Source organism: Lignipirellula cremea (assembly GCF_056501455.1).
In genome coordinates this window covers 1,386,271-1,401,060 of the sequence record NZ_CM151415.1, presented here as the reverse complement: position 1 = coordinate 1,401,060, position 14,790 = coordinate 1,386,271, and the positions used below count along the sequence as shown (strand labels likewise).

Sequence of the window (14,790 nt, the reverse complement as noted above, 5' to 3'; positions counted from 1 at the left end):
AGATTCTGCACATTCAGTCATCACGAAGGCGGGAGGCGGTCGCGATGCGTTTCACTCCGGGCGAATTACGCGTCATGCAGGCGCTGTGGGAGCACGGCGAGCTGAAGCCGGCCGAGATCCGAGAGCGCTACGGCGAGCCGATCAAGGACCCGGCGCTGCGGTCCTACCTCACGATTCTCGTGGAGAAGGGCCACGTCGCCCGGCGGAAGGAGGGCAAGGTCTACTTCTATTCCGCGAAGACGCCTCGAAAGCGAGCGCTCCGCGCGATGCTCGGCGAGATCGTCGATTCCTTCTTCGCCGGGTCGACGAAGCAGTTGCTGCTCAGTCTCGTCGAGACAGAGCGCCTCAGCGAAGCCGACCTCTCCGAGCTTCGCGCTGCAGCGGGATCGCCTGCTACGACCCCGACGAAGAAGAGCGTGGACCGTCGTGCTCGCAAGTCCGCGCGGAAGAGCGATCGAGACTCTGGCTGACGCCGTTCGAAGGCTCGGGTGTTCAGACGCGCGCTTGCCACGATTACGAGAGGATGACGAATGGAACCGTCCCTGCTGTGGCTCGCGACGCTGATCCTGAAGCTGACAATTCTGGCAACCGGCGCATGGCTCGCCGATTTCAGCTTACGCACCGTCAACCCGCGGTGGCGCGTGGGTCTATGGCGAGTCGCTTCGGTGGCCGCCTGCGGTCTCGTCGCCGCGGCATTCGTTCCCCCGCTCTATCGCTGGGAGATCGTGCGCTCGGCGAACGTCGAACCTCAGCCTGTCGTAGCGGCGGCTGATCCGCCGAGCGGAGAAGGAGAAGAATCTTCAGAGGAAGGAAGAGAATCGCGACCCTCGTACGCGACGTCGACCGGAGGCTCGACTGCACCGATCGTCGACATGGCCGAGGCGGATCGTCTTCCTTTCGACGATCCGAGCCCTGCCAGTCCGGCTCCTCTCCCGGCAGAACCGTCATCGATTCCCGAAGCGGAGCCGTCGCTCGAAGTCAGTCCTCGGTTCTACTGGCCGCAGCTCGCTATGCTCGTCTGGGTCGGGGGAGCGGCGCTGGGTCTAGCGCGCCTGGCGCTGGGCGCCATTCGTGTGCGACGAATCGTCGCTCGTTCCGAAGTCGCTTCCGACGTCACGCTCGCGGCGGCAAGTCGCCTCGCCGAGCGGCTGCACGTGCCGCTGCCGGAAGTGCGATCGTCCTCCGACGTGTCGTCGCCGGTTCTCTACGATCCTGTTCGTCCGACGATCCTCCTGCCGAGAGCGATGGCCGAAGAGACGTCGGACGCCGAACGGGAAGCCGCTCTCGCGCATGAACTCGCTCATGTCGCAGGTCGCGACGCCTGGTGGGATCTGGCGATCCGTCTGGCGGCCTGCGTCGCTTGGCCCCATCCGTTGGTATGGCGGGCGCCGGCCGCTCATCGTCAGGCCTGCGATCGCGTGAGCGACCTGGTCGCAGCCGAGACGCTCGGAGACCGCGGAAACTACGGTCGATCGCTCGCACAGATCGCGCTCCGGGTCGCCGAGACGCCGCCCGGACCGGGACTGGCGATGGCACGTCGAGCGGACGTGGTCGAGCGAGTCCGCTTGATCGCCTCCGACGTTCGCGCCGCAGCCCTCGGCAGGCGAGGCTGGCTAGCGACGTCGGTCGTCGGCTTAGCGGTCATCGCGATCGGTGGCTTCGCCGTCGCCCTTACGACGCGCACGGTCGCCGCTGACGAACCCGAACCGCCGATCGAACTCGAAGTCGTGGTCTTAGACGCGAAAGACGATTCGCCGATCGCGGGAGCGGAGGTTCGTGCGCTGATTATGTCGACGTACGGCCGAGGCGGTGCGACAACGGATCGCAAGCGGTCGACGAACGAAGAGGGCAAGGTCCGTTTCGACTACCCGGAAGCCGCTTCCGCTTCGATCAGGTTTTGGGCCCACAAGAAGGGGTTTGCGCCTCATTTCGTGAACCTCGATACCCAGCCGCGGGCGTCGTTCCCGAAGAGCCGCGTCGTCCGCTTGAAGCCCGGTACGAAAGTCGGCGGAACGGTCGTGTTCGACGACGGAACCCCCGTCGCGAACGCCTCGTTCCATATCGCCGCGACCTCGGCGGAAACCGTCTCCACCGGTTCGCATTATCGAATCGGCGAGGGAACGACGGATGCCGAGGGACGATGGGAGTTCGACGGCATTCCCAAGTCGGATAAGCCATGCGTGCTGTCGGTGGACGTACCCGATTCGGCGACCGGCGCTTCTTTCGTCGCGCTCGAATCGACGCAGGATCAGCGGACGGTCGTGCCTCGCGGTCGAGCCTCCGAGGGCGTCGTTCGAGACGCGGCAACCGGCCAGCCGCTTGCGGGCGTGAAAATCTCCGCGAATCAGGGTCGCGGCTTTTTCGGGTCAGGTACGACGACGGACCAGGACGGCAAGTTCCGCATGATCGGCCTTAGGCCGCGCTATCAAGAAAATGCGGCTCTGGTCGCTTCGCTGGACGGCTACGCGGCCCAAACGGCGCCGATCCCGAACGGCCCGAACGATCTCGACCCGATCGAGTTTCGATTGACTACTGGCAAGTCGATTCGCGTTCGCGTCTTCGACGGCGACGGCGAGCCGCTGGAGGACGGCATCGTTCATTCTTCCTCAGTCGAAGGATTCGGCCTTACCCAATGGCGGGGCCTGACCGACGCCGCCGGCGAGGCGACCTGGGACGATGCACCGGAACGAGGTCTCGCGGTCACCGTGTTCGGAAAGGGACACGTGCCTGCCGGCGATGTCGCTCTCGACGAACTTCCGCTGAATGACGGCGCTTACGAAATCAAGCTGGAGCGCGCCTTGACCGTCGACGGAACCGTCCTTGACGACGCGACCGGCGAACCCATTCCGCAAAGCGTTGCGACGTTCCGCGTTCTAATCGACCGGGGGTCGGGAAATTCGCGCTGGTTTCCGAGGCAATCGTCGTTTTGCCTGGATGGTCGGTTCGAGCTATCGAGTTCTCACGACGAAGACCCTATGTCCTTGCTAATCGAAGCCGAAGGCTACGAACCTTGGACCTCGGAACCGCTGCCGCCTCGGAACCATCACGAGACGTTTGCGGTCCGCCTGAAGCCAGCGAACGAGAAGCCGGAGCCTGCGCCCGAATCGAAGACTATTACGGGTCGCGTGCTCGGTCCCGACGGCGAAGCGGTTGCAGGCATCCCGGTGCAGTTGACGTTTCCGCCGTCCGCTGCGAAGTCCCCGGCCGATACCGTTCCTATTCGCTGGACGCAGTTGAAAGCAGTCACGGACGAGGGCGGACGCTTCGAAATCGAATACCCCCCGTTGCCGGATGCGGAAGGCGGTCTGCAGGTCGAGGGCGACGCGGGCTACGGCATCGCGTCGTTGGTCGATGTCCGCCGGGGCGAGCCGATCCGGCTTCGAGGCTGGGCGCGGCTGGAAGTCCTTGCGCTTTCAGGGGCCGAACCGAAGGCGTTTGAGCGGCTTACGTTCCAATCGCACGGACATCCTCAACTTGCTTTCGGGTTCTCCGGCCGCTACCAGTACGCGACGACGGACGAGAAGGGCGTTGCGGTGTTCGAACGGGTGCCCGAAGGAAAGGGAACGGTCAACACGTCCGTCATGCGCACTCGCCAGGGCGGCGGGGGCGTGTCGACCATTCGCCAGATGCGTGAAGTCGAGCTAAAGAGCGGCGAAGCGAAACGCGTGCAACTCGGCGGCGAGGGACGCCCGGTCATCGGCCGAATCGTGCTGCCGCCCGATCCGCCGATGCCGCATGCTTGGGAGCGGTCGGGGTTCGGCATGATCGCCTCGTCGAAGGTGGAGTATGACGACCCGGCCTACCGTCGCTTCGGATTCGAGATTTCGCCCGACGGGACGTTTCGCGTCGAGGACGTTCCGACCGGAACGTACGAACTGAGCGTTCGACTGCAGGGCGACGTCGGGGACGACGGAGGCCTACGAGGTCCGTACGTCGGGAAGGTCGAGCACGGCCCGTTCGACGTCGACGCCAACGATGCCGATGCAGCCGCCGAACCGCAGGACCTGGGGACGATTCGCGGCGAGTGGATTGATTTCCTCAAATCGGGCGACGTGCTGCCGCCATTCGCCGTCCGAGGCTCCGACGGGACGGTTCTATCGAGCGTCGACCTCGCTGGAAGGCCATTCGTTCTCAACTTCTGGGACCCCGGCGACGGTGCGTCGGAGGCGACGATGCGGACCCTCGCCGAGCTGCGCAAAAAGCTGCCGACCGATGTCGAACTACAGATCGTTTCGATCGCCACCGACCCGATGGTCGAAGCGGCGCAGCGGATGGCTGAGGCGAACAGGTGGGACTGGACGATCGCCGGAAGAAGCGAGGGGGGGCCTTTCCGCGACGCTTTCGACCTACTCGTCTCGCCGACCCTCTTCGTCGTCGGAGCGGACGGCGTCGTTCGGTACCGCGGCTCGGACGCAGCCGCGATCGAGGCAATCGTCGCCGCGGAGGTCGAACGCGAAACGACGAACGTCGACCCGTTCGTCGCGTGGCGGACGAGCGTCGACGACGCCGGATTCGCATCGACGATGCAGGTCGCCGCGATCGTATCTATGTCGTCCGCCTACACCGGCGAAAAGGGACTCGACGATCACGGCCCGAAGGTCGTTTTCGTCGGGGCCGACGGCAAGACGATTCGCGAACTGCCCGTCGAGCGCTCGACGGCGACGGCGGTCGTCGACGCGCGGCGCGACCGCTTTTACGTCCTCGGCGACTTCGCAACCTGCACGGCGTTCGATCGCACCGGGCGAAAACTCTTCGCATTGAACGTCCCTTCCATCGCCGCGTGCGACGTCGATCCCCAGACTGGAGACCTACTGATCGCCGTCGGAGGAATCGACGAGTCCGCAGGTTGGACGCTCGTCTTCGATCTCGAAGGTCGGCTGAAGAGCGCTCGACCGGGCGGAGCGACAGCGCTGAGGTTCGAACCGGACGGACGTCGAATCTGGTTCGCAGGCGAACGCCTCAGGGCGACCGATCGTGACGGGAACGAGGTCGCCAACTACCCGACCTCGTTCGAGGGACGTTCCCGCTACTCTGAGCTATCGATCGATCGTCGCGGCGTCGCGTGGGCGGTCGAGCAGTCGTACGGATCGGGCGGATCGACCGACCGACGAGTTCGGCGATGCGACGAAGACGGGATCGAGACGTCGCTCGAACTCTCTTATGCACGCGACGTCGACGGTCGCGAGCTGAATCGCTGGCTGGCGGAGGTCGGCGACGAGATGTGGGTCGGCGTCGATCGTTACGAGGGCGACTCGAAACGTGCGGGGCGGATCGTAAGGTTCGATGCGACGGGCAAGCGGCTGCCGGATCTCGATCGATCGCTGCAGGGCGCGGCCTCGAACGGCGAAGGCCTGTGGGGGTGGGAAGAGGGTCGCCTGCTGCGGATCGATGCCGCAGGGGCGATCCGAGAGACCTACTCGCTCGAAGACGATCTTCCCCCCGGAGCGACTCGAAACGCGTCCATCGCGTGCTTTCCTGCCAAGTGACGGCGAAGCCTGACGATGCGGAGCGCCCGCCCTTCTACATCCTTCTACTCGCGATGCCAGCCTCAAATCGGGATTCAAGCACGCGTGACTACGCGGTCCAGAACCGCCACCACCGCTTTCCGCTCATCGGCTCTATGGGTACGACGTCCTTGAGCGCGATAACCCGATCGTGCAGCTGCTCCATCTCGTACCGGAGGTAGGCAGCTCGGTTGCTCAAGGAGTGTACGGCCGCCCGCCGAACAGTCGGCCGCCGTCCATCCCGACCACGTACCGGCAATGACGTAGCGGGCACTCGCCAGGTATCGCTACAATTCGATGCGACGCGCCTCGTCAGGTGGTCCGGGTCGATGTAGCGAGGTCGGTCGAGTAGAGATAATCGGAGAGTGCACGATGCATAGGGGCTTTCGAGGGTCGATTGCCGTCTGCCTCCTAGTCATGCTCATCGCGAGCAGGGCCCAAGCAGCGGAGTCCTTGCTGATTTCTTCGCTTGAGATCGCCGCGTGCCATCTCTTGATCGACGAGCCCGACCCTGAAGACTCTGGGGCGGACCTCGTCCCGATCGCCGCTCCGCCGATCGAGCAGAGACTTTCTTCGACGTTGCGGCAGATCGCCGACGTTGCCTGGAAGCGGTCAAGCGCTCCTTGGGGAACTTTAGCGAACGCCCTCGGCTTCGAGCCGACGGGACTCGTCGCTGATCCGACGCGATGGCCCTATTCCGGAATCTGCTACGTCCATATCACCTACGTCGACGGCACGAATTCTCAGGGAACTGGTTACCTCGTCGCCCCGCGCATCGTCCTCACGAACGCACACGTCTTAAGGCCGGCAGGAAAACCGGCCGTCCGGACGATACTCGTCGGTTTCGGTCTCCGAAACGGATCGCCGATCGGAGGCACGTACGAAACGCCCATCGCGTACACGCTCAATCCCAAGTGGAGCGGTTCGTGGAATGAAGACGTTGCATGGATCGTGCTCAAGGACGCTTCGTTGTATCGGCGAATCGGAAAGCGAGTATTCGTACTGAAAGCAGCTGACGACGCGGAGCTGAAACGGGATCTGGATACCGCCGGGTATCCGGTATCCGGCGGCTTGACTCTCACGCACGAAGTCGGCACGACTTCGGTCATCGAAAGCGGTTCATTCGTGCTTGGCGCATTTCTCGGCGACGGGGGAAGCGGGTCGCCCGTCTATCGCAAAGGAAGTGGCAGTTCTGCGATCGCATACGGGCTCGCCACTCGCAGGTTCGGAACGTCTCAATCGATTTGTACGCGAGTAGGCCAGGACGAAGTTCGCAGGACGAACAATCTCGATGCGCGTTACCCGCAGAACAAAGTCGGCTTCGCGCGCTAGAGTCGTTCCCGTAGCTGCCCGCTCGAGACCAGCCCGGGTTTCCCGGGGATGTTACCCAGATGCAGCCGGACCGTCGTACGTCCAGACAGCATAGCGACGGCCATCTGATACAAGCCGCAGCCCCTCGCCGCGCAGGGCGATGATCGTGCGGATCTCGCGATTCGTCAGCTATTCGATCGCGACGGAAGGACGCTTTTCGTACTGATAAACCTTTGGCTGTTGCAGAACAACACGGAATCGGCTCGGCAAGTCGCGGCGGAAGGCGTGCGGGAGCGGCTCGACGAGAATCCAGGACGCTGGCGGCGACGCGGACGTCGTGCACTGGCTACGGCGATAGCCATCGGCATCCGGTTAGCCGTCTCGAGCCAGCGCGACGACCGGAAGTCGCCGTTCGCCGCAACGTGACTCCTTTCCCATCGCGGTCCTGACGTCCAGAATCCGTCAGGCGTCTCGACGTCCCTATGCATCCGCGACGCGTTCCAAGCGCACTCCAATCCGAGCTCTTCCGTGTCCCTCGCCCGCAGACTTCGTACGCCCAAAGTCGACCGCTCGCTGGGGACCGCTTCGCCCTTCGCGGTTCCAACGCTGGGGCTGATCGCGGCGGGGCGCAAGTCGCAGGATGCGCCGCCCGCGGAGGCGACTACTTCGTCTACGCCGATCACCAGTCGGCGGGCGAACGTCCGGCGACAGCGAAGGCGACGTTGAAGGCGACGTTGAAGGTCGAGGGCGAGTGTCGACGGCGATGCGGGCACTTCCTGGCGTGCAAGCGCTGGCCTTGAGCCTTCGATCAGAGACGTGTCGTTTCGTGCCCTCAACGGGTCGGAACGCTTCGACTCCTCGACTTGCTCCTATCGTTGGCGAGCACAGACTGCTAGAGTTCGAAGAGGTCTGCTCTTCGCGGGCTCTTTTGCGGTCAGGCGAAGGCGACGCTACAAGGCGGTTCGGCCGAGCGCCGACAGTCAGTCGCGAGGGAGGGGAACGTGAGCGAGCAGACGGACCGGGTGCGGGAGTTCATCAAGGAGATGTCGCAGGACGTGCCCCGCAGCGCCCCGTATCCGAGCGACAACGACTTCGCCGCGTATTTCAAAGGAATCGATACCGCAGAGCGGCAACTTCGGAGAGCGGCTTACAACCTGCACCTGCAAGGCAGGTTGCAGGGATCGCTGCTCGAGTGGTACGAAGCTCAAAAGCGAGCAGGAACCGAATATCGATTCGAGGATTGAGAGGCAAACGGGTTTTCGACGACCCGTCCGCTCGACCTCACGTCCCTGTCGACTCGCCCGCAGCGTGCAAAACGCTTCAGTCGTTCAAGCCCGTAAGATCCGCGACCGTTCGACGATCTCCGCCAGGAGCAGATCGACTTGAGAGTAAGGGTCGCTAACTTCAGACGCTGCGGAGCCGGGCCAGTCTAGCGGCGGCGTTCCGTAGTAGTGGCGGATTCCTGTTTCAACCGCTTCTGCTTCGTCGCGGTTCTCCAGCCTCCCCCACACCAGGTCGACGAACAGGTCCACGCACTTCAGGTAGCGCTCTCGCGACCGTTCGTCGGCTACGCGATCTAGGTTCTCGACTCCGGGCGGCGGAATGATTCGCACGACGCCGGCGATGCAGATAGCGATGTCGTCGTGCGATTCCATTCAGTCCTTCTCTTGACGCGTGAAGCAGCGCGCCCATCGTCTGCGAAGCGTCGCAATCCGCAATGGGTAGGTCTCCGCGGAAGCCGTCCGCCCCTGCCGCAACCTCGCGGCGACCGCTGACAAGACCGCTCTCTCGAGCATTTACGCTCATTAAGGCTATCGCATGGAAGTTGAACCGATTCGGCTGGGAGTGATCGGCTGCGGCGGATTCGGATTGTTCGCCCTGCAGCACTTCACCCAGGTCGCCGGCGTGCGAATGGCGGGCATGGCCGCGACGCATCGTCCCGCGGCTCTGGCGGCGGCTGAGCGCTTCGGCGTCGAAAATGCGGAGAAGGCGGAAGACCTTCTCGAGCGCGACGACATCGACCTGGTCTATATCGCGACGCCGCCGTTTCTCCATTACCCGCAGGCGCTCGCGGTGCTGGAAGCGGGCAAGCACGTGATCGTGGAGAAGCCGCTCGCGCTCACCGTCGAGCAGGCGGACGAGCTGATCGCCGTCGCGCGACGTCGCGACCGGCTGCTCGTCGCGAATCTGATGCAGCGGTACAACCCGATGTTCGGCGCCGTTTCGCGACTGATCGCCGCCCGAACGCTCGGAGAACCGCTGCACGGCAGCTTCCTGAATCTCGCGTCGGACGAGAATCTTCCGCCGGAGCACTGGTTCTGGGATCGAAGCGCCAGCGGGGGCATCTTCGTCGAGCACGGCGTTCATTTCTTCGACTTGTTCAGCGGCTGGCTCGGGCAAGGGAACGTGGTCGCGGCGCAGGTCGGCGTGCGGCCCGGGACCGAGATCGAGGAAGCTGTACACGCCACGGTCCGCTACGAGAGCGGAGCGCTGGCGGACTTCTATCACGGTTTCCAGCAGGCCGGACGCATGGACCGCCAGGAGCTGAGGCTGGTGTTCGAGCGCGGCGACGTGACGCTGTTCGACTGGGTTCCGACGCGCGTTCGGATTCATGCGCTCGTCGACGAACGCCAGACTCGCGAGCTATGCGACATGTTCCCCGGGGCACGGCTGGACGTCGCGGCATCCTACGGCGGAAAGGACCGCGCTTGTCGAGCGCGCGGAAAGGAGATCGACGCGTACCAGACCGTCGAACTTTCCTACGGCGACGGCCAGGCGAAGTCGCCCCTCTACGGTCGGCTGCTGCGTTCGATGATGGAGGACCAGGCCGCCTGGATCCGCGATCGAAATCACGTACGGATCGTGAGCGAGATCAACGGACGCGACTCGCTGGCGATGGCATGCGCAGCCGACGCGCTGGCGCATCGCGAAACGGCGGGCCGATGACCGCGCGACTGTTTACCAGGCTCCTCCTGCGACCCGAAGACGTTTCGCCCTCCCGAGACGACTTCGAAGTCGTCGGCGTGTTCAATCCCGGCGCCGTGCGAGTGAACGGCGAAGTCCTGCTGCTCGTGCGCGTCGTCGAGCGACCGCGCGAGCGACGAAGCGGCTTCATCGGTTTGCCTCGCTGGACCGAGGCGGGCGACGCGACGGTGGACTGGACGCCCGAGAACAGCCTGGAACCGATCGACGCTCGCGTCGTGAAACGAAAAGCCGACGGTCTGGTTCGGCTGACGTTCACGTCGCACCTGCGCGTGGTCCGTTGCGGAGACGGGCGGAGCGTGCGGGAGATCGGCGAACCGATCTTTCTGCCTCAGGCCGAGTACGAAGAGTACGGCGTCGAGGATCCGCGGATCACTCCGTTAGACGGTCGGTTCTACGTCACGTACGTCGCCGTGTCGCGTCACGGTCCGGCGACGGCGCTGGCATCGACGACCGACTTCCAGACATTCGAGCGGCATGGCATCGTCTTCTGTCCGGAGAACAAGGATGTGGTCCTGTTTCCGGAGAAGATCGGCGGGGCCTACGCGGCCATGCATCGGCCGGTCTGCGGAACGCCCTTCACGCGACCGGAGATGTGGATCGCCCGGTCGCCCGATCTGATCCACTGGGGAGCGCATGCTCCTCTGGCGATGACGGGGAGCGACTGGCAGTCGGGACGCGTCGGCGGAGGATGTCCGCCGGTGCCGGTTCGCGACGGCTGGCTGGCCCTGTACCACGGCAATCGACAGCCGACGGCGCCCGGCGAAGTCGGGACCTATTACGGCGGCGCCATGCTGCTGGACGCCCAGGATCCGACGAAGATTCTGGCGCGATCGCAGGCGCCGTTTCTCGTACCGGAAGCCGATTTCGAGCTTTCGGGCTTCGTGCCGAACGTCGTCTTCCCGACCGGGCTGATCCGGAACGGCGACTCGTTGCTCGTCTATTACGGCGCCGCCGACGCTTGTACGGCGGTCGCCGAGTTTTCGCAGCGGGCGCTGCTCGATTCGCTCGTCGAAGCGGAGCGTTAGACGTCGCGACGCTGATCAGGCAGGTACCATCGCGCCTAGAACTTCGTCGAGTTCGACCGTCGCGAACGTGCTCGCGTAGTCCGACATCGCGTACGGGATGACGAGCGAGTCCCCGTGCAGGGCCGCTCCGCAACTGTAAACGACGTTCGGCACGTAGCCTTCGCGTTCGTTGGCGTCCGGTTCGAGCAGCGGAACGGGCAAGCGTCCGATCACGCGCGAGGGATCCTCGAGATCGAGCAGGAACGCTCCGATCGCGTATTTCCGCATCGGCCCGACGCCGTGCGTCAGGACGAGCCAGCCTTCCGGAAGTTCGATCGGCGATCCGCAATTGCCGAGTTGCACGTACTCCCACGGGTACGTGGGCTTTGCGACGAGTTCCTTCGTGTACCAGAAGTGCGGCATGTCGGAGTACATCAGGAAGATGTTCTCGTTGTCCTGCCGCGAGAGCATCGCGTACTGGCCGTTGACCATCCGAGGAAAAAGGGCGAATCCCTTGTTGCGGACTTCCGGCCCGTTCAGCGTATCGACGCTGAAATGGAGAAAGTCTTCGGTCTCCAGCATCTGCGGCAGGATCACCCGTCCGTCGTACGCCGTGTAGGTGGCGTAGTAGCAGACGCGACCGTCGTCGTGCGTGAACTGGACGAACCGGGCATCCTCGATGCCGTTCGTTTCGCTGGGCGACGAAGGGAAGATGATCCGCTCGGAGAAGTTCAGATCGGGAGAGAAGCGGATCTCATAGTTGGATTTCGCCAGCATCACCATCGTGTGCGCGATCGGCTCGAACTCCCGCTGTCGCGACCGATTGTGACGCAGCACGTTCTTCAGCGTCTGTTCCAGTTCCCCGAGCGTGAAGTGTTCCCCGAGCGCGGCGAGGATCTGTTCCGTCAGAGGGCCGTTGACCGCCAGTTCGACCAGCTTGCGATGGAACAGAACCTTTTCGTAGAGCGCGTTCGGCACGAGGTCGGGCGCGGTCACGAACCGGCTCGGCTCGTCCATCCGGATCTGGTTCGCGACGTCGATGACGCCCGTGCGGAACCCGATCGACGAGATGTGTCCTTCGCCGGTCGCCCGCAGGCTGATGACGAACCTGCGCGACCCCGCCGGCAGGCCCGACTGATCGGGGTGCCAGACCATCGACGGGTTGAACAGCGCCGCCGATTCGAGGGCGTATTCCTGAGTGAAGTACGAACCGATCAGCAGGCGACGGCTCTCGCTGAGCGAATGATCGGTCAGCAGGTATTTGCGGACCTGGTCGAAGCGGCGCAGAAAGAACTCGCGCGTCCGCTGATGCCGGCCGCGGAATTCCCGCATCACGCCTTCCAGTTGGACTTCAACTTCGTCTTCGGAAAGCGATCCGACGCGGGCGATGATCTTCTCGAAGCGCTGTTCGCTCGTCGGCTCGAACGGCCGGATAACCACCCGGGAGTTGTTCGGCTTGAGGACGATTCCGGTTCGTTTGACGTTCATGCAGGCAGCTTTCGCCATCGTGGCAGACATGTGCGATCCCTCGATACGTCGAAACCGGAAACGGCAACCTACCGCGCCCGACCGAAACCCGCGAGAGAGCTTTCGGTCAGGTTCATCTCGGCCAGCGAGAGCAGGAACGCCAAAGTCGACTCCGCTCCCTGGTTGCGGCTGACGCGATCCTCGTGGAGGCCGTCGCAGCATCCTCCCGTCGTCGGATCGTAGAGATCGACGCCCAGATCGTTGCGACCGAGGAACCACTCGAACGCCGAGCGAGCTTCTTCGAGCCAGCGTCGGTCTTCAGTCGCCCGGTAAGCTTCGAGACAGGCGGCGACCGTCGCGCAGGCTTCGATCGGCTGCTGATCGAAGCGGGCGGGCTCTTCCCCCTGGCGATAGAAGCCGTTCGAGCCGATCGCCCGGAAGTGGCCCTGCGGCGCCCGCTGAACGCTGACGAGCCATTCGAGCGAGGCCAGTCCGATCGTCAGCAGCTCGGCGTCGTCGCTGTCGCGGGCGGTGGCGATGAGCGCCTGCGGAAGTCGCGCATTGTCGTACGAAAGCACCTCTTCGAACCAAGGCCATTCTGCGGATGAGGCTCGCCGGAAAAGATCGAGGAGCTGTGCCGACAGGCTCGCGCGGGCATCGCCGGCCAATCGATTCCCGCCGAAGCGACGTCCGTATTCATGCAGCGCAAGCAGGCCGAACGCCCACGCGCGCGGGGAGGTCATCTCCGCGATGGGGGGTAACGCGAGCTCGAAGAGCGAGGCGGCCCAGTCGGGAAGGTCGGCATGTTTCGACCGTCCGACGCACGCTCCGAGAGCCCACAGCGCCCGCCCGTGCGAATCCTCCGAACCGACGTCTTCCATCCACCGCCGTTCGAAACTCATGAAGTTTCGAAACCGGCTTCGGTCCCGGTCGAACGCCGCCTGGAGGAACGCCGCCGAAGTCGTCGCGACGCGGCGGACTTCCGGACTTTCCTGACCGAGTTCTTCGAGCAGGACCGTCAGCAGCAGCGCACGGGCGTTGTCGTCCGTGCAGTACCCGTCGGCGAAGTTCGGAATCGTGTACGTCGAGTGCTGCAGCATGCCGGCGGAGTCCGTCATGCGCGCCAGGTGATCCAGGCGCCAGACCGGACGCGCCGCCTCCCGTTCGGCGAGGGTCCGGATCGCCGACGGGCTATCGGAATGTTCGCGGTAGGCCAGCCGGGCCTCTTGGAAAGATTCCATGTAGCGTTCGGCGGAACGGGCCCAGATGGTCTCCCGACTTTCGGCGTAGGCCCGTTCGCTCATCGCGACGCGTCGAGGCTCGTCGCCGAGCAGTGCGCAGATCTCGCGGGCCAACGCTTCGGAATCGGCGAACGGAACGAGCACGCCGCGACCTTCGGCCAGCAACTCTTCCGCGTGCCAGTACGGGGTCGAGACGACCGGTTTCCCGCATCCGTACGAATAGGCGAGCGTTCCCGAGGTGATCTGCGCGGCGTTCAGATACGGCGTCACGTAAACGTCCGCGGCACGAATGAACTGCGTGAGTTCGTCCAGTTCGACGAAGCGGTCGTAGAAGATGACGTGCTTCTCGATGCCGAGGTCGCGAGCGATCCGCTCCAGGCTCAATCGGTAGCGTTCGCCGTGCTGTCGCACCAGTTCGGGGTGCGTCGCGCCCAGGATCATGTAGACGAAATCGGGGAACGCCTCGACGATCTTCGGTACCGCGCGCAGCATGTGCTCGATCCCCTTATTCGGGGAGAGCAGGCCGAACGTCAGCGCGACGAGGCGCCCTTCGACGCCGAACTGCTCTTTGAACAGGTCGGGCGGCACGAACGACGTATCGGGAATGCCGTGCGGAATGACGTCGATCTTGGAGTCGGGCACTCCGTAAATTTCGATCAGGAACGTGCGTGCCCGCTCCGTCATGATCGCGATTCGCGCCGACAGGCCCGCGAGCTGCGTCAGCGCACGACGCTGATCCGCGTTGGGCTCCTGCAGGACGGTGTGAAGCGTCGTGACGACGGGAATCCTCAGATCCCGAAGCAGGCCCAGGATATGACTCCCCGCGACGCCGCCATAGATGCCGTACTCGTGTTGCAGGCAGACGATATCGGCATTGGAGAAATTGATATAATCAGCCGCGCGACGATAGCTGTCGAGGTCGCGTTCTGTTATTTCGAATCGAACTTCCGCGTCATAATCGTATCCCTCGCTGCGGTCGTTCACCGGCACGACGAAGCAATCGACGTCGGGAAAGCGCCCCGCCAGCGACGCATGCATGTCGTGCGTGAACGTCGCGATGCCGCATTTTCTCGGCAGGTAGTCCCCGACTAACGCAATCTTTCGAATCTCGGAATCACGCGGCATTTTCCCTCGGCCTTGGGCGGCTCGTCACGAATCTGCTCGGAATCCCGAAAGCTACAAATCAGCGACGGATGAATGTCCGACAGTCTATCAGAACGGCGAGCAGATCACGGAAAGTGGCTCCTGACGCTCGAGACCGTGGAAAGTATTCGACGA

At 64.0% G+C, this 14,790-nt stretch carries 10 protein-coding genes; 6 read left to right on the top strand and 4 right to left on the bottom strand.

The window, feature by feature from the left end:
* Positions 1 to 44 precede the first annotated feature (44 nt).
* A complete protein-coding gene (locus SH602x_RS05465) occupies positions 45 to 470 on the top strand; it encodes a BlaI/MecI/CopY family transcriptional regulator (protein WP_479475832.1) in 426 nt (141 codons plus the stop codon).
* Positions 471 to 530: 60 nt separating this feature from the next.
* Positions 531 to 5,486 carry a carboxypeptidase regulatory-like domain-containing protein gene (locus SH602x_RS05460; RefSeq protein ID WP_479475831.1) on the top strand — a complete coding sequence of 1,652 codons (4,956 nt, stop codon included), beginning with the start codon at positions 531 to 533 and terminating at the stop codon, positions 5,484 to 5,486.
* Positions 5,487 to 5,574: 88 nt separating this feature from the next.
* On the opposite strand, the gene SH602x_RS05455 is transcribed toward SH602x_RS05460, so the two are convergent.
* The gene (locus tag SH602x_RS05455; protein WP_479475830.1) at positions 5,575 to 5,703 is read right to left on the bottom strand and encodes a hypothetical protein; all 129 of its coding nucleotides are present in this window, start codon (positions 5,701 to 5,703) and stop codon (positions 5,575 to 5,577) included.
* A 380-nt stretch (positions 5,704 to 6,083) separates the two neighbouring features.
* On the opposite strand from SH602x_RS05455, the gene SH602x_RS05450 reads away from it, so the two are divergent.
* Complete coding sequence (locus SH602x_RS05450) at positions 6,084 to 6,836, top strand: trypsin-like serine peptidase (RefSeq protein ID WP_479475829.1); 753 nt, start codon at positions 6,084 to 6,086, stop codon at positions 6,834 to 6,836.
* Positions 6,837 to 7,816: 980 nt separating this feature from the next.
* Positions 7,817 to 8,059, top strand: a complete 243-nt coding sequence (locus tag SH602x_RS05445; RefSeq protein WP_479475828.1) for a hypothetical protein — start codon at positions 7,817 to 7,819, stop codon at positions 8,057 to 8,059.
* Positions 8,060 to 8,143: 84 nt separating this feature from the next.
* Here SH602x_RS05445 and SH602x_RS05440 read toward each other — a convergent pair whose 3' ends face one another.
* Positions 8,144 to 8,470 carry a hypothetical protein gene (locus tag SH602x_RS05440; protein ID WP_479475827.1) on the bottom strand — a complete coding sequence of 109 codons (327 nt, stop codon included), beginning with the start codon at positions 8,468 to 8,470 and terminating at the stop codon, positions 8,144 to 8,146.
* Between the two features lie 163 nt (positions 8,471 to 8,633).
* On the opposite strand from SH602x_RS05440, the gene SH602x_RS05435 reads away from it, so the two are divergent.
* Both SH602x_RS05435 and SH602x_RS05430 read left to right on the top strand, forming a co-directional pair.
* Positions 8,634 to 9,761: a Gfo/Idh/MocA family protein gene (locus SH602x_RS05435; RefSeq protein ID WP_479475826.1), complete on the top strand. Its 1,128-nt coding sequence runs from the start codon at positions 8,634 to 8,636 to the stop codon at positions 9,759 to 9,761.
* On the top strand, positions 9,758 to 10,825 hold the full coding sequence (locus tag SH602x_RS05430) for a glycoside hydrolase family 130 protein (protein WP_479475825.1): 1,068 nt from the start codon (positions 9,758 to 9,760) through the stop codon (positions 10,823 to 10,825). Before SH602x_RS05435 ends, SH602x_RS05430 begins: the two co-directional genes overlap by 4 nt.
* A gap of 15 nt (positions 10,826 to 10,840) precedes the next feature.
* On the opposite strand, the gene SH602x_RS05425 is transcribed toward SH602x_RS05430, so the two are convergent.
* Positions 10,841 to 12,322, bottom strand: a complete 1,482-nt coding sequence (locus SH602x_RS05425; RefSeq protein WP_479475824.1) for a glycoside hydrolase family 130 protein — start codon at positions 12,320 to 12,322, stop codon at positions 10,841 to 10,843.
* Between the two features lie 38 nt (positions 12,323 to 12,360).
* On the bottom strand, positions 12,361 to 14,637 hold the full coding sequence (locus SH602x_RS05420) for a glycosyltransferase (protein WP_479475823.1): 2,277 nt from the start codon (positions 14,635 to 14,637) through the stop codon (positions 12,361 to 12,363).
* Positions 14,638 to 14,790: the final 153 nt, after the last annotated feature.

What these genes read in the sequence shown, in the direction of transcription:
- SH602x_RS05465 (WP_479475832.1), top strand. Translation starts at nt 45, where the DNA reads ATGCGTTTCACTCCGGGCGAATTACGCGTCATGCAGGCGCTGTGGGAG.
- SH602x_RS05460 (WP_479475831.1), top strand. Translation starts at nt 531, where the DNA reads ATGGAACCGTCCCTGCTGTGGCTCGCGACGCTGATCCTGAAGCTGACA.
- SH602x_RS05440 (WP_479475827.1), bottom strand. Translation starts at nt 8,470, where the DNA reads ATGGAATCGCACGACGACATCGCTATCTGCATCGCCGGCGTCGTGCGA.
- SH602x_RS05435 (WP_479475826.1), top strand. Translation starts at nt 8,634, where the DNA reads ATGGAAGTTGAACCGATTCGGCTGGGAGTGATCGGCTGCGGCGGATTC.
- SH602x_RS05430 (WP_479475825.1), top strand. Translation starts at nt 9,758, where the DNA reads ATGACCGCGCGACTGTTTACCAGGCTCCTCCTGCGACCCGAAGACGTT.
- SH602x_RS05425 (WP_479475824.1), bottom strand. Translation starts at nt 12,322, where the DNA reads ATGTCTGCCACGATGGCGAAAGCTGCCTGCATGAACGTCAAACGAACC.
- SH602x_RS05420 (WP_479475823.1), bottom strand. Translation starts at nt 14,637, where the DNA reads ATGCCGCGTGATTCCGAGATTCGAAAGATTGCGTTAGTCGGGGACTAC.